Origin of the sequence: Streptomyces sp. SM18 (genome assembly GCF_002910775.2) — a bacterium.
Classification (GTDB): Bacteria; Actinomycetota; Actinomycetes; order Streptomycetales; family Streptomycetaceae; genus Streptomyces; species Streptomyces halstedii.
The window spans coordinates 6,161,235-6,182,143 of sequence record NZ_CP029342.1 but is presented as its reverse complement, the minus strand read 5'-3'; the positions used below and the strand labels follow the sequence as shown (position 1 = coordinate 6,182,143).

General features: G+C 72.2%; 21 protein-coding genes. 15 read left to right on the top strand and 6 right to left on the bottom strand.

The genetic code is table 11. The features are described 5' to 3' along the window. Window positions 1–61 precede the first annotated feature (61 nt). Window positions 62–1,264: a YihY/virulence factor BrkB family protein gene (locus B9S64_RS27485; RefSeq protein WP_103488393.1), complete on the bottom strand. Its 1,203-nt coding sequence runs from the start codon at window positions 1,262–1,264 to the stop codon at window positions 62–64. A gap of 17 nt (window positions 1,265–1,281) precedes the next feature. Here B9S64_RS27485 and B9S64_RS27480 point away from each other — a divergent pair, with 17 nt between their 5' ends. The 14 genes from B9S64_RS27480 to B9S64_RS27420 all read left to right on the top strand — a co-directional run bounded on the left by B9S64_RS27480 (window position 1,282) and on the right by B9S64_RS27420 (window position 15,180). Continuing rightward, window positions 1,282–2,916 carry an acyl-CoA dehydrogenase family protein gene (locus B9S64_RS27480; protein ID WP_103488394.1) on the top strand — a complete coding sequence of 545 codons (1,635 nt, stop codon included), beginning with the start codon at window positions 1,282–1,284 and terminating at the stop codon, window positions 2,914–2,916. A gap of 335 nt (window positions 2,917–3,251) precedes the next feature. Then, on the top strand, window positions 3,252–4,514 hold the full coding sequence (locus tag B9S64_RS27475; protein ID WP_103488395.1) for a GAF domain-containing protein: 1,263 nt from the start codon (window positions 3,252–3,254) through the stop codon (window positions 4,512–4,514). Window positions 4,515–4,729: 215 nt separating this feature from the next. Beyond that, window positions 4,730–5,356, top strand: a complete 627-nt coding sequence (locus tag B9S64_RS27470; RefSeq protein WP_103488396.1) for a GNAT family N-acetyltransferase — start codon at window positions 4,730–4,732, stop codon at window positions 5,354–5,356. 184 nt (window positions 5,357–5,540) lie between these two features. Beyond that, complete coding sequence (locus B9S64_RS35575; RefSeq protein ID WP_309486338.1) at window positions 5,541–5,624, top strand: putative leader peptide; 84 nt, start codon at window positions 5,541–5,543, stop codon at window positions 5,622–5,624. A 117-nt stretch (window positions 5,625–5,741) separates the two neighbouring features. Beyond that, entirely contained in the window at window positions 5,742–7,436 is a 1,695-nt protein-coding gene (locus B9S64_RS27465) for a nitrite/sulfite reductase (RefSeq protein ID WP_103488397.1), read from the top strand. After that, complete coding sequence (locus tag B9S64_RS27460) at window positions 7,433–7,612, top strand: hypothetical protein (protein WP_103488398.1); 180 nt, start codon at window positions 7,433–7,435, stop codon at window positions 7,610–7,612. Before B9S64_RS27465 ends, B9S64_RS27460 begins: the two co-directional genes overlap by 4 nt. Next, a complete protein-coding gene (locus B9S64_RS27455; RefSeq protein WP_103488399.1) occupies window positions 7,609–8,325 on the top strand; it encodes a phosphoadenylyl-sulfate reductase in 717 nt (238 codons plus the stop codon). Before B9S64_RS27460 ends, B9S64_RS27455 begins: the two co-directional genes overlap by 4 nt. After that, a complete protein-coding gene (cysC, locus tag B9S64_RS27450; protein WP_078552223.1) occupies window positions 8,325–8,894 on the top strand; it encodes an adenylyl-sulfate kinase in 570 nt (189 codons plus the stop codon). Before B9S64_RS27455 ends, cysC begins: the two co-directional genes overlap by 1 nt. Continuing rightward, window positions 8,891–9,826, top strand: coding sequence for a sulfate adenylyltransferase subunit CysD (cysD, locus tag B9S64_RS27445; RefSeq protein ID WP_103488400.1), 936 nt, complete (start codon window positions 8,891–8,893; stop codon window positions 9,824–9,826). Before cysC ends, cysD begins: the two co-directional genes overlap by 4 nt. A 159-nt stretch (window positions 9,827–9,985) precedes the next feature. Beyond that, the gene (locus B9S64_RS27440) at window positions 9,986–11,344 is read left to right on the top strand and encodes a sulfate adenylyltransferase subunit 1 (RefSeq protein ID WP_103488401.1); all 1,359 of its coding nucleotides are present in this window, start codon (window positions 9,986–9,988) and stop codon (window positions 11,342–11,344) included. Between the two features lie 237 nt (window positions 11,345–11,581). Further along, a complete protein-coding gene (locus tag B9S64_RS27435) occupies window positions 11,582–12,691 on the top strand; it encodes an aliphatic sulfonate ABC transporter substrate-binding protein (protein WP_103488402.1) in 1,110 nt (369 codons plus the stop codon). 54 nt (window positions 12,692–12,745) lie between these two features. Next, window positions 12,746–13,537 (top strand): ABC transporter ATP-binding protein, encoded by a 792-nt coding sequence (locus tag B9S64_RS27430; protein ID WP_103488403.1) that lies wholly within the window; start codon window positions 12,746–12,748, stop codon window positions 13,535–13,537. Beyond that, complete coding sequence (locus B9S64_RS27425) at window positions 13,524–14,402, top strand: ABC transporter permease (RefSeq protein ID WP_103488404.1); 879 nt, start codon at window positions 13,524–13,526, stop codon at window positions 14,400–14,402. The genes B9S64_RS27430 and B9S64_RS27425 overlap by 14 nt, the downstream gene beginning before the upstream one ends. 7 nt (window positions 14,403–14,409) lie before the next feature. Then, on the top strand, window positions 14,410–15,180 hold the full coding sequence (locus B9S64_RS27420; protein ID WP_103488405.1) for a sirohydrochlorin chelatase: 771 nt from the start codon (window positions 14,410–14,412) through the stop codon (window positions 15,178–15,180). Between the two features lie 9 nt (window positions 15,181–15,189). Here B9S64_RS27420 and B9S64_RS27415 read toward each other — a convergent pair whose 3' ends face one another. The 5 genes from B9S64_RS27415 to B9S64_RS27395 all read right to left on the bottom strand — a co-directional run bounded on the left by B9S64_RS27415 (window position 15,190) and on the right by B9S64_RS27395 (window position 19,663). After that, the gene (locus tag B9S64_RS27415) at window positions 15,190–15,822 is read right to left on the bottom strand and encodes a DsbA family protein (RefSeq protein WP_103488406.1); all 633 of its coding nucleotides are present in this window, start codon (window positions 15,820–15,822) and stop codon (window positions 15,190–15,192) included. 221 nt (window positions 15,823–16,043) lie between these two features. Then, on the bottom strand, window positions 16,044–16,961 hold the full coding sequence (locus B9S64_RS27410) for a S1 family peptidase (protein ID WP_103488407.1): 918 nt from the start codon (window positions 16,959–16,961) through the stop codon (window positions 16,044–16,046). Between the two features lie 472 nt (window positions 16,962–17,433). Next, window positions 17,434–17,823 carry a DUF4440 domain-containing protein gene (locus B9S64_RS27405; RefSeq protein ID WP_103488408.1) on the bottom strand — a complete coding sequence of 130 codons (390 nt, stop codon included), beginning with the start codon at window positions 17,821–17,823 and terminating at the stop codon, window positions 17,434–17,436. Continuing rightward, window positions 17,816–18,364, bottom strand: a complete 549-nt coding sequence (locus tag B9S64_RS27400) for a DUF1697 domain-containing protein (RefSeq protein WP_103488409.1) — start codon at window positions 18,362–18,364, stop codon at window positions 17,816–17,818. The genes B9S64_RS27405 and B9S64_RS27400 overlap by 8 nt, the downstream gene beginning before the upstream one ends. A 96-nt stretch (window positions 18,365–18,460) precedes the next feature. Further along, window positions 18,461–19,663: a S8 family peptidase gene (locus B9S64_RS27395; protein ID WP_103488410.1), complete on the bottom strand. Its 1,203-nt coding sequence runs from the start codon at window positions 19,661–19,663 to the stop codon at window positions 18,461–18,463. 348 nt (window positions 19,664–20,011) lie between these two features. Here B9S64_RS27395 and B9S64_RS27390 point away from each other — a divergent pair, with 348 nt between their 5' ends. Continuing rightward, window positions 20,012–20,878: a phosphotransferase enzyme family protein gene (locus tag B9S64_RS27390; RefSeq protein ID WP_037880510.1), complete on the top strand. Its 867-nt coding sequence runs from the start codon at window positions 20,012–20,014 to the stop codon at window positions 20,876–20,878. The last annotated feature ends 31 nt before the right edge of the window (window positions 20,879–20,909 follow it).

The window sequence follows — 20,909 nt, the reverse complement described above, 5'->3', positions numbered from 1 at the left end:
GGGCACGTCCCCGGACACGGCGCCGGGGTGACGGTCCCCGGCGCGCCGCCACACCGCGGGGTCAGTGCTCGCGGCCGTCCGGGGACTCCCCGGTGCCTTTTCCGCCGCCTCCGGGGCCCTTGGGGTCTTTGGGGTCCTTCGGGTCGCGGCCGGTGTGCAGCCGGGCCTTCACGTCGTCCGGGGGCAGGAAGCGGGACCAGCGCTCGGGGAACTCGGACGGCATGGACACGTCGTCCTCGTCGTCCTCGTCGTCCGCGTAGGCCTCCCAGTTGGCCGCCTGGGCGCGTGCGACGAGTTCGGCGGCCTGCGCGGTGCGGGCGCGCTCGGTGGCCTCCCGGGCCTCGGCGGTGGCCAGGGACGGCCAGACCCGGTCGATCGCGGCGTTGACGGCGGCGCCGACCAGCACGGCGAAGGCCGAGATCCCTATCCAGAGCAGGACGGCGATGGGGGCGGCCAGCGAACCGTAGATCGTGGGCCCCTCGACCGTGCTCGTGAGGTAGATCCGCAGCAGGAAGCTGCCCACGACCCACATCCCCAGGGCCACCAGGGCGCCGGGCACATCCTCCAGCCAGGGCGAACGCACGGGTACCGACACGTGGTAGAGCGTCGTCAGGAACGCGATGGACAGCACGATGACCAGGGGCCAGTACAGGACGGCGAGCACCTCGGTGCCCCACGGGACGTACCGCACGACCCGGTCGGGCCCGACCACCAGCAACGGCAGCACCACGGAGCCGAGCAGCAGCGCGACCACGTACAGCAGGAAGGCGAGCAGCCGGGTCTTGACGATGCCGCGGTGCCCGTCGAGTCCGTACATCACGGTGATGGTGTCGATGAAGACGTTCACCGCGCGTGAGCCCGACCAGAGGGCGATGGCGAAACCGATGGAGATGACGTCGGGGCGGGCCCCGGTGGTGACGTCCTGCAGCAGCGGCTTGGCGATCTCGTTGACGCCGCGCTCGGACAGCACGGTCTGCACGGCGCTCAGGATGTTGCGTTCGATGGAGGCCACCGTGGTGGTGGACGTCCACTCGTCGACGTAGCCGAGCAGTCCGATCAGGCCGAGCAGCAGCGGGGGCAAGGACAGCAGGGTGAAGAACGCGGCCTCCGCGGCGAGCCCGAGGATGCGGTACTCCATGCACGAGTTGACCGTGTCCTTGAGCAAGTGCCACACCATCCGCCGCTTGGACACGTTGCGGTAGAGGACGCGCGCCCGGTGGAGCCGGCCCGATGGGCGTTCGGGTGTTTCTTTTGCTGCCTGCACCTCTTTACCGTATCGGCATGGCAGCAACCACCCACACAGTGACCAACCAGGTTCCGCCGCTGGTCGGCTATGACGTCTTCGCCGCCGACCGGGTGCTGGCCGAGGCCGTCGAGCGGCATCTGGAGCCCGGAATCCACGTCGAGGCGCGGGAGGAACTGGAGACGCTCGGGCGCTCCGCCGGGTCCGCCCAGGCCCAGAGCTGGGGGGCGCAGGCGAACGAGAACCCGCCGAGAGCGCGCACGTACGACCGGTACGGGCACCGGCTGGACGAGGTGGAGTTCCACCCCGCCTGGCACCGGCTGCTCGGGCACGCGGTGTCGGCCGGTCTGACCGACGCCTGGGGCAGGCCCGGCGGCCATGTGCGCCGGGCCGCCGGGTTCCTGGTGTGGACGCAGGTCGAGGCCGGCCACGGCTGCCCGCTGTCCATGACGCACGCGGCGGTGCCCGCGCTGCGGACCGACCCGGCGCTGGCCGCCGAGTGGGAGCCGCTGCTCACCTCGCACGTGTACGAGGAGGGACTGCGGCCCGCCCGGGAGAAGGCCGGGGTGCTCTTCGGGATGGGCATGACGGAGAAGCAGGGCGGCACCGACGTACGCTCCAACACGACCCGCGCCGAACCGCTGGACGGTGCCGGGGAGTACCTGCTGACCGGCCACAAGTGGTTCTGCTCGGCGCCGATGTCCGACGGGTTCCTGGTGCTGGCGCAGGCGCCGGGCGGGCTGAGCTGCTTCCTCGTCCCGCGCGTCCTGCCCGACGGTGTCCGCAACGTCTTCGCGATCCAGCGGCTCAAGGACAAGCTGGGCAACCGGTCGAACGCCTCCGCCGAGGTCGAGTTCGACGGGACGTGGGCCCGCCTGGTCGGCGAGGAGGGGCGGGGGGTGCGCACCATCATCGAGATGGTGGCGGCGACCCGGCTGGACTGTGTGGTGGGGTCGGCGGCGCTGATGCGGCAGGCGGTGGCGCAGGCGGTCCACCACAGCGCCTACCGGAGCGCGTTCGGCGGCCTGCTGATCGAGAAGCCGCTGATGCGGAACGTGCTGGCGGACCTGGCCGTGGAGTCGGAGGCGGCGACGACGCTGGCGCTGCGGCTGGCCGCCGCGTACGACGCGGACACCGAGGCGGAGCGGGCCTTCCTGCGGATCGCGGTGCCGACGGCGAAGTACTGGGTGACCAAGCGGTGCACCGCGGTCGTCGGCGAGGCCCTGGAGTGCCTGGGCGGCAACGGGTACGTCGAGGAGTCCGGGATGCCGCGGCTGCTGCGCGAGGCACCGCTCAACTCGATCTGGGAGGGCTCGGGCAATGTCCAGGCGCTCGACGTCCTGCGGGCGCTCCGGCGCGAGCCGCAGGCCCTCGACGCCTTCCTCCGGGAGGTGGGCGAGGCGCGCGGCGCCGATCACCGGCTGGACGCGGCGATCAAGGACCTGCTGACCGAACTGGCTGACCTGGACGGCGTCGAGGCGCGCGCCCGGCGGCTGGTCGAGCGGATGGCGCTGGTGCTCCAGGGGTCGCTGCTGCTGCGCTGGGCGCCGCCCGAGGTCGCGGACGTGTTCTGCGCCTCACGGCTGGGCGGGGACTGGGGCGCCGCCTTCGGGACGCTGCCGCACAGCCTGGATCTGGCGGCGGTCGTGGAGCGCGCACGGGCCCACGTGTAGGGCGCCCGGCCCACGCGTAGGGGGCGCCGTGGCCCACGCGTAGGGGCGCCCGGCTCTGATCCGCCGGACACCCCGGGGCAAACGACGGAGGGTGGTGCTGCGCCGACACGGCACCACCCTCCACGCTTGTACGCACCCCACGGTGGCGTCGTCGGACACCGCCGCGTGGTGTTCTGCCACTCTGGTACGGTCCGCGGCCGCTCACCAGAGTTGCAATGGGTTGCAAACCATTCGTGGACTGCGAGGTCAACAGGGCCCGGGAGACGGCAGGATGGGGTTCCGGGCCGGGTAGCTCACTTCCGGAGCGGGCCCGCGCGCTGTCTTGGGGGGCCGTCATGGAAACACGTCCTGTCGTCACCGGCACCGTCCGTCCGGTGCGCCGGGCCCGTGGGGCCCGGCTCGCGGGCGACCGCCCGGTGCCCACGCCGCGCGCCGAGATCGACGCGTCCTGGGAGCGGGTGCTGCGCATCGGCGTCGATCCGGAGCAGTCGCCGGGGAGCGAACTGCTGGAGATGGACGAGATCGAACACCGCCGCAGGACGTCGGCGCTGGGCGGGGTGATGCCGGTGCTGCGGGACGGGCTGGCCGCGATCGCCGACGCCGCGCAGCAGATCCTGGTCGTCACGGACCCGGAGGGCCGGGTGCTGTGGCGCCAGGGCCACGCGGCGGTGATGCGCCGGGCCAAGGACATCTGCCTGGAGGAGGGGGCCGCCTGGTCGGAGTCGACGACCGGGACGAACGCGATCGGGACGGCGCTGGCCACCCGGTCGCCCGTCCAGGTCCACTCCGCCGAGCACTTCATCCGCGCCCTGCACGGCTGGACGTGCGCGGCGGCTCCGGTGCGTGATCCGCGGGACGGCAAGCTGATGGGCATCGTGGACATCAGCGGCCCGGCGTCCACCTTCCATCCCGCGACGCTCGCCCTGGTCGGTTCGGTGGCCGCGCTCGCGGAGGGCGAGATGCGCGCGCGGCATCTGGTCGCCATCGAGCGGCTGCGGTCGGTGGCCGCCCCGATCCTGTGCCGGCTGGGCGGCCGGGCGCTGGTGGTGGACGGCCACGGGTGGCTGGCCGCCGTGAGCGGGATGCCGCCGGTGGACCGCCTGCCGCTGCCGAAGTCGCTGGGGCCCGGCCGGGTGTGGCTGGCCTCGCTGGGGATGTGCCGGGTGGAGCCGTTGCCGGGCGGCTGGCTGGTGCAGGTGGCCGAGGGCCAGAGGGACGCGCCGCCGCGCCGGGTGGTGCTCGACCTGAGCCGGCCGCGGGGGCTGGTGGCGCATGTGGCGGGGCCGGTGGGCACCTGGACGGTGCGGCTCTCGCCCCGGCACGCGGAGCTGCTGTACGCGCTCGCCGTGCACCGGGAGGGGCGCACCGCCGCGGAACTGGCCCAGGACGTCTTCGGCGACCCGACCAGGACGGTGACGGTGCGGGCGGAGATCTCGCGGATACGCCGCCATCTGGCGGAGGTGCTCGCCCACCGCCCGTACCGCTTCGGCGAGGACGTCGAGGTGGAGGTGGTCCACCCCGACCAGCCGGAGGACCTGCTGCCCCGCTCGACGGCCCCGGTGGTGCTCGGGGCACGCGCCTCCACACACCGGGTCTGAGGGACGGGGCGGTCCGGGCGCGCGGGGCGTGCGGGGCGGCAGCCGGGCGGCCCGGCACGCCGGACGGACGTGAGGGGCTGGACCGTCGTGGGCCGGACAGTCACGGGCCGGGGGGCAGTCACGGGCCGGACGGTGACGGGCCGCGACATGTGACATGGCACCTCGCGGCCGCCCCGGTGTGCGGGACGGGACGGCGGCGTGGTTTTCTGGCGGCCATGAGCAACGCCACGCGCCCCGCGCCCGCCACCTCCGAGACGGCCCCCGCCGAGGTGGAGGTGACGATCTGGTCCCTTGAGCAGACCTCCCCCTCCGACCTGCGCCCGGCCGCCGCCCCGGCGGGCGACGTACGGATCGTGTGCGCGCGGACGCCGCTGCCGGAGTTCAGCCGCTTCCTGTACGCGGCGGTCGGCGGGGACATCCGGTGGACGGACCGCCTCGGCCTGTCGTACGCCCAGTGGCAGGAGATCCTCGGGCGGCCCGCGGCCGAGACGTGGGTGGCGTACGAGAACGGCACCCCCGCCGGGTTCATCGAGCTCGACCCCCAGGAGGACGGCGTGGTCGAGATCGCGTACTTCGGGCTGATCCCCGCCTTCAGGGGCCGCCGGATCGGCGGCCACCTCCTGTCGTACGGGGTGGCCCGCGCCTGGGACCTGGCCGAGCGGCACGAGGGCCGGGCGGCGACCACCCGGGTATGGCTGCACACCTGTTCCGACGACGGTCCGCACGCCATGGACAACTACCTGCGGCGCGGATTCCGGCTCTTCGACACCCGCACCGAGCGGGAGGCGGACGTCGAGGCCCCCGGCCCCTGGCCCGGCGCGTACCCGTCCCCCACCGCCTGAGCGTCAGGGAGACCGGCCCCGGCGCCGGAGCGTTCCGGACCGCCCCCTTCCGATTCCCGTAATGGGTCGCTTTGTCGACCCGCAGAGCGTGACCGACCCCACACCATCTCACGCCTCGGGACCATCTCGTCCACATGATGGATCGTGGTGGACTGGCCCGAGATCCGCGTGACACGCTTCCGCCATGTCTGGAACTGGAATTGCCTTGGTGAGTCGGCGGCACGTCGACCTCGGCCGCATGTCCAGCGCCATCTGTCCGGCCAGCTGAGAGTTCTCCAGCACTGCCGCGATCCCTTTTCCCCGCACCACCCCTGCGCACCGCCGCGCCTCACGCGAGTGTGCAGCTCAAAGCCGCCCTCCTGCAGTCCCGAAGGACGTATTCGCCATGGCCACCACCGAACAGCCCCCTGCCGTGACGCCCCGCCGCAAGGTCAGCCGGCACCGTGGCGAGGGCCAGTGGGCCATGGGGCACTTCACTCCGCTCAACGGGAACGAGCAGTTCAAGAAGGACGACGACAGTCTCAACGTGCGGACGCGCATTGAGACGATCTACTCCAAGCGCGGGTTCGACTCGATCGACCCGAACGACCTGCGCGGCCGGATGCGCTGGTGGGGCCTGTACACGCAGCGCCGGGCGGGCATCGACGGCGGCAAGACCGCGGTGCTGGAGCCCGAGGAGCTGGAGGACTCCTACTTCATGATGCGGGTGCGCATCGACGGCGGAAGCCTGACGACCGCTCAACTTCGGGCGATCGGCGAGGTGTCCGAGGAGTACGCGCGCGGCACCGCCGACATCACCGACCGTCAGAACGTCCAGATGCACTGGGTCCGCATCGAGGACGTCCCCGCGATCTGGGAGAAGCTGGAGGCCGTCGGGCTCTCCACCACCGAGGCCTGCGGCGACTGCCCGCGCGTGATCATCGGCTCACCGGTGGCCGGCATCGCGGCCGACGAGATCATCGACGGCACCCCCGCGGTGGACGAGATCCACGAGCGGTACATCGGCAGCCCGGAGTTCTCCAACCTGCCGCGCAAGTTCAAGACCGCGATCTCCGGCTCCCCCGTCCAGGACGTGGTGCACGAGATCAACGACATCGCGTTCGTCGGGGTCGAGCACCCCGAGCACGGCCCCGGCTTCGACCTCTGGGTCGGCGGCGGGCTCTCCACCAACCCGCGACTGGCCGAACGCCTGGGCGCCTGGGTGCCGTTGGACGAGGTCGCGGACGTCTGGGCCGGTGTCGTCGGGATCTTCCGCGACTACGGCTACCGTCGGCTGCGCAACCGCGCCCGGCTGAAGTTCCTGGTCGCCGACTGGGGCGTGGAGAAGTTTCGTCAGGTGCTTCAGGACGAGTACCTGAAGCGTCCGCTGCTGGACGGTCCCGCCCCCGCCGAGCCCTCCTCCCGCTGGCGCGACCACGTCGGCGTCCATCCCCAGCGGGACGGCCGTTTCTACGTGGGCTTCGCCCCGCGCGTGGGACGGGTGGACGGATCCACCCTGGCCAAGATCGCGGAGCTGGCCGAGGCGCACGGCTCGGGCCGGGTGCGGACCACGGTCGAGCAGAAGATGATCATCCTCGACGTGGAGCGGGACCGGGTGGAGTCGCTGACCGCCGGGCTGGAGGCGCTGGACTTCCAGGTCCACCCCTCCCCGTTCCGGCGCGGCACCATGGCCTGCACCGGGATCGAGTTCTGCAAGCTCGCGATCGTCGAGACGAAGGCGCGCGGCGCCGCGCTCATCGACGAACTGGAGCGCCGCCTCCCGGACTTCGACGAGCCGCTCACCATCAACATCAACGGCTGCCCCAACGCCTGCGCCCGTATCCAGACCGCCGACATCGGGCTCAAGGGCCAGCTCATGCTGGACGCCGACGGCAAGCAGGTCGAGGGGTACCAAGTGCACCTCGGTGGCGCGCTGGGCCTGGACGCCGGCTTCGGCCGCAAGGTCCGCGGCCTGAAGGTGACCTCGGACGAACTCCCCGACTACGTCGAGCGGGTCCTCGGCAGGTTTCAGGAGCAGCGCGAGGACGGGGAGCGCTTCGCCACCTGGGCGGCCCGCGCCACGGCGGAGTCCCTGTCATGAGCGGGCGGGCCGCCCCGTTCCACTGCCCCTACTGCGGCGAGGAGGACCTGCGGCCGCACGAGGCCGGACACGGCGCCTGGGAATGCGCCTCCTGCAATCGCGCGTTCCAGCTGAAGTTCCTGGGCCTGCTGGCCCGGGGCCTGTCGGCCGACGACCGGGAAGGGGACGGGACATGACGGATATTCCGCACACCCGTGAACGCACCGACGAGGAGCTGCGGGAGCTGGCCGAGCGCGCCGGGCGCGAGCTGGAGGACGCCTCCGCGCCCGACGTCCTGAGGTGGGCCACCGAGACCTTCGGCAGCCGCTTCTGCGTCACCTCCTCCATGGAGGACGCGGTCGTCGCCCATCTCGCCTCCCAGGTGATGCCCGGCGTGGACGTGGTGTTCCTCGACACCGGCTACCACTTCGAGGAGACGATCGGGACCCGGGACGCGGTCGAGGCCGTGATGGACGTCAACCTCATCACCCTGACGCCCCGTCAGTCGGTGGCAGAGCAGGACGCCGAGTACGGGCCGAAGCTTCACGACCGGGACCCCGACCTGTGCTGCGCGCTGCGCAAGGTCACCCCGCTCCAGGAGGGCCTCACCGGCTACACCGCCTGGGCGACCGGGCTGCGCCGCGACGAGTCCCCGACCCGGGCGAACACCCCGGTCGTCGGCTGGGACGCCAAGCGCCGCAAGGTCAAGGTCTCCCCGATCGCCCGCTGGACCCAGGACGACGTGGACGCCTACGTCGCCGAACACGGCGTACTGACCAACCCGTTGCTGATGGACGGATACGCCTCCGTCGGCTGCGCGCCCTGCACCCGGCGGGTGCTGAAGGGCGAGGACGCGCGCGCCGGCCGGTGGGCCGGGCGCGGCAAGACGGAATGCGGACTGCACGGCTGATGACGACTGATCAGGAGATATCGATGAGCGTGACGGAGACGGGCGCCACGGTGTGGCTCACCGGTCTGCCGAGCGCGGGCAAGACCACCATCGCCTACGAGCTGGCCGCCCGGCTGCGGGGTGAGGGCCACCGGGTCGAGGTGCTGGACGGCGACGAGATCCGGGAGTTCCTCTCCGCGGGCCTCGGCTTCTCCCGCGAGGACCGGCACACCAACGTGGGACGGATCGGTTTTGTCGCCGGGCTGCTGGCCGCCCACGGGGTGAAGGTGCTCGTCCCGGTCATCGCGCCGTACGCCGACAGCCGTGACGCGGTCCGCAAGCGTCATCTGGCCGAGGGCACCACGTATCTGGAGGTGCACGTCGCGACCCCCGTCGAGGTGTGCTCGGTACGCGATGTGAAGGGGCTGTACGCCAAGCAGGCGGCGGGCGAACTGCGGGGCCTCACCGGGGTGGACGACCCCTACGAGGCGCCTCAGTCGCCGGACCTGCGGATCGAGTCGCACCAGCAGACCGTGCAGGAGTCAGCAGCGGCGCTGCACGCGCTGCTCACCGAGAGGGGACTGGCGTGAGCACCGTCGCCATCGTGCCGGAAGGCACCGACCACCCGTACGCGCTCAGCCACCTGGACTCGCTGGAGTCGGAGGCGGTGCACATCTTCCGTGAGGTGGCGGGTGAGTTCGAGCGGCCGGTGATCCTGTTCTCCGGCGGCAAGGACTCGATCCTGATGCTGCACCTCGCGCTGAAGGCGTTCGCGCCCGCCGCGATCCCCTTCTCCCTCCTGCACGTGGACACCGGGCACAACTTCCCCGAGGTCCTGGAGTACCGCGACCGGACCGTCGAGAAGCACGGTCTGCGGCTGCACGTCGCCTCCGTCCAGGAGTACATCGACGCGGGCACCCTGCGCGAACGCCCCGACGGCACCCGTAACCCGCTCCAGACCGTGCCGCTCACCGAGGCCATCCAGCGGCACCGCTTCGACGCCGTGTTCGGCGGGGGCCGCCGCGACGAGGAGAAGGCCCGCGCCAAGGAGCGGGTCTTCTCGCTGCGCGACGAGTTCTCCCAGTGGGACCCCCGCCGCCAGCGGCCCGAATTGTGGCAGCTCTACAACGGCCGGCACGCCCCCGGTGAGCACGTCCGGGTCTTCCCGATCTCCAACTGGACCGAGCTGGACGTCTGGCAGTACATCGCGCGGGAGGGCATCGAGCTTCCGGGGATCTACTTCGCCCACGAGCGCGAGGTCTTCAACCGCGACGGCATGTGGCTCACCGCCGGCGGCTGGGGCGGGCCCAGGGAGCACGAGGGCGTCGAGCGGCGCCAGGTCCGGTACCGCACCGTCGGAGACATGTCCTGCACCGGCGCCGTCGACTCCGACGCCACCACCCTGGACGCGGTGATCACCGAGATCGCGGCCTCCCGGCTCACCGAACGCGGGGCCACCCGCGCCGACGACAAGATGTCCGAGGCCGCGATGGAGGACCGCAAGCGCGAGGGGTACTTCTAGGCCCGCCCGGCACCCCGCCACGGCTCACCGTCGCCCCGGCCCAGCCACCGAGCACCGCCCCGCCCCCGACGCGCCCGCGCCGTCCGGAGGGCGGGGGTGGTGCCCCCGCCACCCGCCGCCGCTCCCCGTTCCGGCCTGATCCACACGAGAGGCCCGCCCATGACCCTCACCACCGAGCAGCTCTCGGCCACCACCCTCCTGCGGTTCGCCACCGCGGGCTCCGTCGACGACGGCAAGTCCACCCTGGTCGGACGCCTCCTGCACGACTCCAAGTCGGTCCTCACCGACCAGCTCGAAGCCGTGGAGCACGCCTCGCGCAACCGCGGTCAGGAGGCCCCGGACCTCGCCCTGCTCACCGACGGGCTGCGGGCCGAGCGCGAGCAGGGCATCACCATCGACGTGGCCTACCGCTACTTCGCCACCCCCCGGCGCCGCTTCATCCTCGCCGACACCCCCGGCCATGTGCAGTACACCCGCAACATGGTCACCGGCGCCTCCACCGCGGAACTCGCCGTGGTCCTGGTCGACGCCCGCAACGGGGTCGTCGAGCAGACCCGCCGGCACGCCGCCGTGGCCGCCCTGCTGCGCGTCCCGCACGTCGTCCTCGCCGTCAACAAGATGGACCTCGTGGACTACGCGGAGCCGGTCTTCGCCGCGATCGCCGAGGAGTTCACCGCGTACGCCGCCTCGCTGGGCGTCCCGGAGATCACCGCCGTCCCGATCTCGGCGCTGGCCGGGGACAACGTGGTGGAGCCCTCCGCCCACATGGACTGGTACGGCGGCCCGACCGTGCTGGAGCACCTGGAGACCGTGCCGGTCAGCCACGACCTCACCGAGTGCCCGGCCCGCTTCCCCGTCCAGTACGTCATCCGCCCGCAGACCGCCGAGCACCCCGACTACCGGGGCTACGCCGGACAGATCGCCTCGGGTGTGCTGCGGGTCGGTGAGAGCGTCACCGTGCTGCCCTCGGGCCGCACCTCGGCCATCGCGGGGATCGACGCGCTCGGGGAGAGCGTCGACGTGGCCTGGGCGCCGCAGTCCGTCACCCTGCGGCTCGACGACGACCTGGACATCTCGCGCGGTGACCTGATCGCGCCGAGCGGGGACGCGCCCGGCACCACCCAGGACGTCGAGGCGACCGTCTGCCACGTGGCGGACCGGCCGCTCACTGTCGGCCAGCGGGTGCTGCTGAAGCACACCACCCGCACGGTCAAGGCGATCGTCAAGGAGATCCCCTCGCGGCTCACCCTGGACGACCTCTCCCAGCACCGGGCCCCCGGGCAGCTGGCCGCCAACGACATCGGCCGGGTCGTGGTGCGCACGGCCGAGCCGCTCGCACTCGACGCCTACGCCGACTCCCGGCGCACCGGATCGTTTCTGCTGATCGATCCGTCCGACGGCACGACGCTGACGGCCGGTATGGCGGGCGCGTCGTTCGGCGCCGTGGGCAAGGGCGCCGAGGACCCCGAGAGCACCGAGGGCACCGTCGGCAACGACGGCACGGGGTGGGACTTCTGATGCGTACGGACTTCTTCTCGACCTTCGCGAAGGAGGGCGGCCGGGTCGGCAGCGGCGCCCTCGGCAGCGGTCAGGGCGGGGTCGGGCGATGTGCGGCATGACGTACGCGCACTGCCCGCGCGCCCGCCAGCACCACCCGCACCACCGTCGTAGACGAAGACGACCAGCCGACGACCCGGCCGCGCCCCCGTACCTCCGGGGGACGTGAGGACCGGGCCGACGAGAGGAAGACCTCCCGTGCCAGCCCCTCGCACCACCCTTCGCCGCGGCCTCGCCGCTGCCGCCGCCCTGCCGCTGCTCGCCGTGGCACTCACCGCGTGCGGCTACGGTTCCGACGCGGAGGAGGACGACACCAAGAACCTCTCCGCCGGCGGGGAGAAGCTCTCCGCGGACAGCGTGAAGATCGGATACTTCCCGAACCTCACGCACGCCACCGCCCTGGTCGGTATCCAGGAAGGGCTCATCGCCAAGGAGTTGGGCGGCACCTCGGTGAAGCCCTCCACGTTCAACGCGGGGCCCTCCGAGATCGAGGCGCTCAACGCGGGCTCGATCGACATCGGCTTCATCGGCCCCTCCCCCTCGATCAACGGATACACCAAGTCCAGGGGCCAGAGCCTGCGCATCATCGGCGGGTCGGCCTCCGGCGGGGTGAAGCTGGTCGTCAACCCCGACAAGATCAAGACGCTGGACGATCTCAAGGGCAAGAAGATCGCCACCCCGCAGCTCGGCAACACCCAGGACGTGGCCTTCCTCAACTGGATCTCCGAGAAGGGCTGGAAGGTCGACGCCCAGAGCGGCAAGGGCGACGTCTCCGTGGTCCGCTCGGACAACAAGGTCACCCCCGACGCCTACAAGTCCGGTTCCCTGGACGGCGCCTGGGTCCCCGAGCCGACCGCGTCCAAGCTCGTCGCCGAGGGCGGCGAGGTGCTGCTGGACGAGTCCACGCTGTGGCCCGACGACCAGTTCGTGATCACCAACATCATCGTGTCGCAGAAGTTCCTCGACGCGCACCCGGACGTCGTCGAGGCGGTGCTGCGGGGCACGGTGAGCACCAACAAGTGGATCAACGCCAACCCGGAGAAGGCCAAGGCGTCGGCCAACACCGCGCTGGAGAAGCTGAGCGGCAAGGCACTGCCGGCCGAGATCCTCGACCCGGCGTGGGAGTCCATCAAGATCACGGACGACCCGCTGGCGGCGACGCTGGACGCGCAGGCGCAGCACGCGGTGAAGGCCGGTCTGCTGGACGAGCCCGATCTCAAGGGCATCTACGACCTGAAGCCGCTGAACAAGATCCTGAAGGCCGCGGGCGAGCCCGAGGTCGCCGACGCCGGTCTCGGCGTCAAGTAGCCCGGCAGACGACCGGATTCCCGAGAGCCCCGAGATCCCCAGGAGGTGACGACCATGGCGACCACCACCCTCACCAAGGCCGAGGACCGTGCGACGGTCGAGCACGCCGCTCGTATCACCCACGTCTCCAAGTCCTTCGCAGGCCCTTCGGGGCAGCAGCTGGTCCTGGACGACATCACGCTCGATGTCGCCCCGGGCGAGTTCGTCACCCTTCTGGGGGCCTCCGGGTGCGGTAAGTCGACCCTGCTCAACCTGGTGGCCGGACTCGACCGCCCGAGCGCGGGGTCCATCGAGACCCCCGGCGGGCGGCCGGCCCTGATGTTCCAGGAACACGCCCTCTTCCCGTGGCTGACCGCGGGCAAGAACATCGAACTCGCCCTGCGGCTGCGCGGGGTGGCCAAGTCGGACCGCCGCACGGAAGCGGAGCGACTGCTCGAACTCGTACGCCTGGGCGGGGCGTACGGCAAGCGGGTGCACGAGCTGTCGGGCGGGATGCGGCAGCGCGTGGCGATGGCCCGCGCACTGGCCCAGGACAGCCAACTCCTGCTGATGGACGAGCCGTTCGCGGCGCTCGACGCCATCACCCGCGATGTGCTGCACGACGAACTGACCCGTATCTGGCGCGAGACGAACGCCTCGGTGCTCTTCGTCACCCACAACGTGCGCGAGGCGGTACGGCTGGCGCAGCGGGTCGTGCTGCTGTCGTCGCGGCCGGGCCGGATCGCCCGTGAGTGGACGGTCGGCATCGAGCAGCCGCGCCGTATCGAGGACACCGCCGTGGCGGAGCTGTCCGTCGAGATCACCGAAGAACTGCGTGGGGAGATCCGCCGTCATGGCCAGCACTGACACCAAGCCCGACGATCTGGCCGGGCTGGAGGCCGGGCTGGACGCCCTGGACGCCGTACAGGTGCGCCGGGCCCCGCTCCGCGAGGTCCTGGTGGCCAAGGTCCTGCCGCCGGTGGTCGCGGTGGTCCTGGTGGTCCTCGTCTGGCAACTGCTGGTCTGGGGCGAGGTCACCGACGACTACAAGCTGCCGCCGCCGTCGGCCGTCTGGGACAGCCTGCGGGACATGTGGCTGAAGGGCACGCTGCTCGAAGTGGTCTGGACGAGCGTCTCGCGCGGTCTGCTCGGCTTCCTGATGGCCGTGGCGATCGGCACGCCGCTGGGTCTGCTGGTGGCCCGGGTGAAGGTGGTCCGGGCCGCGCTGGGCCCGATCCTGTCGGGGCTCCAGTCGCTTCCCTCGGTGGCGTGGGTGGCCCCGGCGGTGATCTGGCTCGGCCTCAACGACAAGATGATGTACGCGGTGATCCTGCTCGGCGCGGTGCCCTCCGTCGCCAACGGCCTGGTCTCCGGCGTCGACCAGGTACCGCCGCTGTTCCTGCGCGCGGGCCGCACCATCGGGGCGACCGGGCTGCGCGGGACCTGGCACATCGTCCTGCCGGCCGCCCTGCCGGGCTACCTGGCGGGACTCAAGCAGGGCTGGGCGTTCTCCTGGCGGTCGCTGATGGCCGCCGAGATCATCGCCTCCTCACCCGATCTGGGCCTGGGACTGGGCCAGTTGCTGGAGAACGGCCGCAACAACTTCGACATGCCGGGGATCTTCCTGGCCATCCTGCTCATCCTGTTCGTCGGCATCGCGATCGACCTGCTGATCTTCAGTCCGCTGGAGCGCCGGGTCCTGCGCGGCCGCGGCCTCCTCGTCAAGAACTGAGCCCGCCATGACTGTCCCGGTCCTCCTCGTCATCGCCCACGGCAGCCGCGACCCACGGCACGCGGCGACCGTGCACGCGCTCACCGCGCGGGTACGGGCGCTGCGCCCCGGGCTGCGGGTGGAGACGGGCTTCCTGGAGTTCAACGCGCCGTCGGTGCCCCGGGTGCTGGAGCGCCTGGCGGCGGACGGGGCGGGCGAGGTCGTCGCCCTGCCGCTGCTGCTGACCCGGGCCTTCCACGCCAAGTCCGACATCCCGTCGGTGCTGCGCGAGGCCCGGACCCGGCTGCCGAGACTGCGGGTGCGGCAGGGCAGGGTCCTCGGCCCGTCGCCGCTGCTGAACACGGCACTGGAGCAGCGGTTGTACGAGGCGGGCCTCTCGCCCGCCGACAAGAGCTCGACCGGGCTGGTCCTGGCCTCGGCGGGCTCCACAGATCCGGAGGCGAGCGCAGTGATCGCTGAAATCGCGCGGGAGCTGCGGCACACCGGTTGGTGCGCCGTGCGGCCTGCGTTCGCCTCCACCGTGACCGCCGGCGGCTTCCCCCGCACCGAGGACGCGGTGCGGGCCCTGCGGGCCGAGGGGGTGCGGCGGGTGGCGGTGGCCCCGTACGTCATCGCGCCCGGCCGCCTTCCGGACCGGATCGCCGCGGGCGCGGCCCGGGCCGATGTGCTCTCCGGTGTCCTCGGCCCGTCCCCCGCGCTCGCCCGGCTGCTGCTGGCCCGGTACACCGAGGCGTGTGCCTCGGCGGCCGGTGCGCCCTCGGAGCGGCTGAGCGCGTAGCGGCGGGTTTCAGCCGCAGTCGAGGCGGCCGGTGCGTTCGCGTTTCAGCTCGAAGAGGTCCGGGTGGCCGGCCAGGACCCGGAAGCTGTCAAAGAGCCGCGCCGCCTCCTCGCCGCGCGGGATCGAGCCCAGCACCGGTCCGAACCAGACGGTGCCGTCCACGTGGATCGTGGGCGTCCCGACGTAGGCGCCGGCCGCGGGGTCCTTCCCCCGGTCGTGGCCGCGGCGTACGGCATCGTCGTAAGCGTCCGTGTGCGCGGCGTCCGCCAGGGCGGCGGGCAGGCCCAGTTCGGCGAGCGCCTCGGCGGTGACGGCGTCGAAGTCGTCGTTCTTCCGCTGGTGGATGCGGGTGCCGAGGGCGGTGTAGAGGTCGCGCAGGATGTCCGGCCCGTGCGCGGCGGCGGCCGCGGCGGCGACGCGTACCGGTCCGATCGACCGGTCCACCAGGTCCCGGTACCAGTCGGAGAGTTCGTTGCCGGTGTTGTGCAGGGTGAGGCTCATGAGGTGGAAGCGGAGCTCGATGTCGCGCCGTTGTTCGACCTCCAGCATCCAGCGGGAGGTGATCCAGGCGAAGGGACAGGCCGGGTCGAAGTAGAAGTCCACGACGGTCCTGTCCGCCGCTTCGTTCGCGTGGGTGGTCATGTACGGAGCCTAGGGAGGCGGTGGCCCGTGGGCGTGGGCCATTGCGCGGGCGGTCCGCCGGGCCATTCGCCGTGCCGCGTGCCATGTGCCGCCTGTCACATGGCACGGTCCGGTACGAGCTCACGCGGCCTCACCGGCCGGTCCCCGGCGCACACGGCAGCGGACCGCGCTCCGGGAGCGCGGTCCGCCGGGGGTGAGCCGGGCCGGGTGGGGCGTGGGGGTCAGAAGACCTGGACGCCGTAGGCGTTCAGCGCTTCCACGACGGGCTGGAAGAACGTGGTGCCGCCCGAGGAGCAGTTGCCGCTGCCGCCCGAGGTGAGGCCGAGGGCGGTGCTGCCCGCGAAGAGCGAGCCACCGCTGTCACCGGGCTCGGCGCAGACGTTGGTCTGGATGAGGCCGGAGACGATGTCACCGCCGCCGTAGTTCACGGTCGCGTTCAGGCCGGTGACCGTACCGCTGTGGACGCCGGTGGTGGAGCCGCTGCGCTTGACCGCCTGGCCGACCGTGGGGTTGGCGGCCGAGGTGATGTCCTGGTAGCTGCCGTTGTAGAGGTAGACCCGGCCGTCCGCGTTGGCGGAGTTGGAGTGCCGGATGAGCCCGTAGTCGTTACCGGGGAAGCTGGAGCCGGCGCGCGTGCCGAGGCTCGCGGTTCCGGAGGAGTTGGTGTACCAGGTGCTGCCGATCGAGGTGCAGTGCCCGGCGGTCAGCGCGTAGTAGGTGCTGCCGCTGCGGACGTTGAAGCCGAGGGAGCAGCGGCCGCCGCTGGCGTAGATGGCCTCGCCACCGGCGATGAGCTTGTTGAACTGGCCCTCGGTGCGCTTGATGTCGATCTTCGCGCCGGAGTCGGTGACCGACTTCTCGATCGTGGCCAGCTCGGCCGCGGTGACCGTGCTGTCGGCCGTCACGACGACCTTGCCGGTCTTCGCGTCGGTGTACCAGGCGGTGCCCGCGATGTCCGCGCCGCGCACGGCCGAACTCGCGTCCGCCAGGGCCGCCTTGGTCACGGCGGTGTCCTGGGCGGGCTGGGCGACCGCGGTCGGGGCCGCGAGCGCGACGGCGGCGGCCAGGCCGGAGGTGACGGCGACGATCCGAGCGCGTCTGGAGAGGGAGCCGAGGGTGAAGGTCACGAATTCCTCCATGGATGGGGGGTGTCGCTGACCGCTGGGTGGGCGGCCGCGGTGTGCGGTCCTCCACGGACCAGGTGGGTCTGGTCGTGAACCTGCCAACCGCACGGCCCGAATCCTTGACTCCGCTTGAACCGCTGACAAGGGTGCCGCCCGGATCGGTGACGGAAAACGGACGGTGAACCCCGATACGCGGCGAGGTGGCCCGCGGACGGTCCCGTCCGCTCACCGGACGGGACGTGGCCGGGGCCGTCCGGGACCGGCCCGTGGGGCGCTGACGAGGACTCCTGCCGGTCGGCGCGACAGGGGTCCGGGCGCGGCCCGCCGGGTGCGGGGGCGGCACGGGGCGCGGTGACGAAGCGGCGTGAAGAGCCGCGCCTTCGCCCCGCTTCGTCACCGGTCGCCCGCGCGACCGCGATTGGCCGGAAACAGACCCCTGGGGGCGTACCTCATCCCGGGCGGGGGGCGGTGCCCGGGCCAGCGGCCGTCAGATCTCGGCGAAGGGGTCGTCGATGAAGGGGGTGGCCTGGTGGAAGTAGAGGCGCCAGCCGCTCGCGGTCAGCCGCCACAGCGAGCTGCGGTGCGAACGCAGTCCCCGGGACTCGGTGTCGAAGGTGAGATGCACCAGGTCGTCGGCGAGCTCCTCGCCGCGCATCCGCGAGGCGGTCAGCGGTCCGGGACGCGGGGCGTCCGGGTCGGGGGTGGTGAGCGCCGTGATGATGGTGTCCCGGTCCCAGAGGCGGCCGCTGGTGCCGATCTCCCGGAAGCCGGGATGCAGCATCCTCGCCAGCTGTTCCGCCGAGGCCCGGACGACGGGGTCGAGGAGGCGGAGCTCGCCCTCGATGGCTGCGGCCACGGCGGGCGAGGGGTCAGTCACGCGTCATCTCCACGAGTCGCTCCACGGTGTTCCAGTTGCGGGAGGTCGCGAGGAGGCCTCGGTTGAGCGCGGGCCGTCCGAGGGCGGCGGCCAGCTTGGACCGGCCGAGCCCCTCCGGGGCATACAGGTACAACTCCCGGCGGCCCAGCCGGAACTCCTCGGGGAGGAAGGCCTGGGCGTCCAGTGAGGCGTACCGCGCCGCGTCCACGGGCCGGTCGAAGAAGGTGACGTGCAGGTGCTTTCCCTCGATCCGGTCGGCCGGGAAGGGGCAGTCCTCGACGATCGCCGCGAGACCGGGGCCCGAGCGCACCAGGATCTCGACCGGGAATCCGAAGTGCTCCTCCACCGCCCGCTCCAGGCCGGCGGCGAGAGCACTCTCGTCGCCCGAGGCGCTGCGGAAGACGGCGTTGCCGCTCTGCAGATGGGTGGCGACGTCGCCGTACCCCAGTTCCGTGAGCAGCGCCCGGAGTTCGGGCATCGGGACTCTTCGGTGGCCGCTGACGTTGATTCCGCGCAGCAGCGCCGCGTACATCGTGCTCATACTCCCCACCATAAGACGATCTTCTCAGCCGGTGAGCGCCGCCGCGCCCCGTGGGGGAGGGCGCGGCGGCCACTGCCGACCGGTGCTGCTGTGCCGTTACTCGACGATCTTCAGGAGCTTGTTCGCGGTGCCCTGGGTCGCGTTGGATATCGCGTCCGGGGTGGCCCCCTCGGTGAGCGCGTCGGAGACCTCCTCCGGGGTGGCGTCCGGGTGGCCGGCGAGGTAGACGGCCGCGGCGCCGACGACGTGCGGGGTCGCCATGGACGTCCCCGAGATGGTGTTCGTCCCGTCGTCGCTGTCGTTCCAGTCGGAGGTGATGTTCGAGCCGGGGGCGTAGATGTCCACGACCGAACCGTAGTTGGAGAACGACGACTGCTGGTCGTCGATGGTGGACGAGGCGACCGTGATGGCCTCGGGCACGCGCGAGGGGGAGCCCCCGCCCGCGTCGCTGGACTCGTTGCCCGCGGCCACCCCGAAGGTGACACCCGACGCGATGGCCTTCTGGACCGCGGCGTCGAGGGCCGGGTCCGCGCCGCCGCCGAGGCTCATGTTGGCGACGGAGGGGCCCTCGTGGTGGGCGGTCACCCAGTCGATGCCCGCGACGACCTGCTCGGTGGTCCCCGAGCCGGAGTCGTCCAGCACGCGGACGGCCACGATCTTGGCCTTCTTGGCGACTCCGTGGGCGGCGCCCGCGATGGTGCCGGCCACGTGGGTGCCGTGTCCGTTGCCGTCGTCGGCGTCGTCGTCGTTGTCCACGGCGTCGAAGCCGGAGGTGGCCCGGCCCTCGAAGTCCTCGTGCGTGACACGGACCCCGGTGTCGATCACGTACGCCGTGACGCCCTCACCGGCGGCGTCCGGGTAGGTGTACGCGTCGTCGCCGGCGGTCTCGGTCTGGTCGATCCGGTCCAGGCCCCAGGACGGCGGGTTCTCCTGGGTGGCGTCGATGTGGAACTTCTTGTTCTGGACGACCTTGGAGACGGCCGGGTCGGCCGCGAGGCGCTTGGCCTCGGTCTCGGTGAGGCCGCTGGCCGAGAAGCCGTTGATGGCCGAGCTGTAGTTCCGCTGGAGCGTGCCGCCGTACTGCGCGGCGAGCTCGGCCTTGTCGGTCTTCTCGGCCAGCATGACGATGTAGCTGCCGGACACGGCGGTCGCCGCGTCGGCGCCGTAGACGGTACCCATGGCGGGGGCCGGGGCGGCTCCCGCGAACGACGTGCCGAACAGGGTGACACCGGCGGCCGCCGCCACGGCGGTGATGGCGGCGGTGAGCTTGGTCCGGCGTGCGCGCTGGTGAATGGCCATGAAGAGGGGTTCTCCTCGTCATTCTTTGTGGGGGGATTGGCCCTCGGCCGGAAAATCTCCGGGGGCTGCCTCGAAACCCTGCTCGATTGACGCGCCCAGATCAAGGCCTTCATGTACCCGTCACGCAGTCGCCCGGCTCTCTCCACAGAAAACCGAAACACTCCCGGCCAAGTCCGACAGCTCCCCCGACGCCCCTTGTGCGCACGGCACTTCACCGCATTTGCGGCCGCCGCCGGGGCCGGCCGCCGGGCTCCGCCCCGGTCAGCCCGGCCGCCCGGCCTGGGCCCCCTTCCGGCGCCGTCCGCCCTCGCGCGCGGGCCGGCCCACGTGGATGCGAAAATACAGGTCATGGACGAGATGCGTGCCCGCGAGGTACTGACCGCCGCCGGGCTGCCCGCCGGGGCCGAACTGCTGGCGCTCGGCGAGAACGCGGTGTTCGCCGTGGGGGACCTGGTGGCCAAGGTGGGCCGGGCGGCGACCACGCATCCGGAGCTGCGGGAGCGGGCCGAGCGCGAGGTGGCCGTCGCACGGTGGCTCGCCGACTCGGGCGTCCCCGCCGTCCGCGCGGCCGAGCCCGCGCCGCGCCTGGTCGAGGGGCACCCGGTGACGCTCTGGCACCGGCTGCCGGAGGCCGTGCGCCCGCCCGAGCCCCGGGACCTGGCCCCGCTGCTCACCCAGGTCCACGCGCTGCCCCCGCCCGAGCACTTCACGCTGCCGCGCCGGGAACTGCTGGGCGGGGTGGAACGCTGGCTGCGGCTCGCGGGGGACGCCATCGACCCCGCCGACGCGGACTACCTGCGCGGCCGGCGCGACGGTTTCGCCAAGGCCGCGGCGGCCCTGGCCCCGCACCTGCCCCCCGGGCCCATCCACGGCGACGCGCTCCCCCGCAACGTCCACATCGGCCCGGACGGACCGGTCCTGGTCGACCTGGAGACCTTCTCCGCCGACTTCCGGGAACACGACCTGGTGGTCCTCGCCCTCTCCCGCGACCGCTACGGCCTGCCCCCGGAGGCGTACGACGCGTTCACCGCCGCCTACGGCTGGGACGTGCGCGCGTGGGCGGGGTGCGCGGTGCTGCGCGGGGCCCGCGAGACGGCGAGCTGCGCCTGGGTCTCCCAGCACGCCCCAACCAACCCGAAGGCGCTGGCCGAATTCCGGCGCCGGGTGGCGTCGTTGCGCGAGGACGACCCCGAGGTGCGCTGGTACCCCTTCTGAGGGCGACGAGGACACCCCCCTCGGGCCCCTC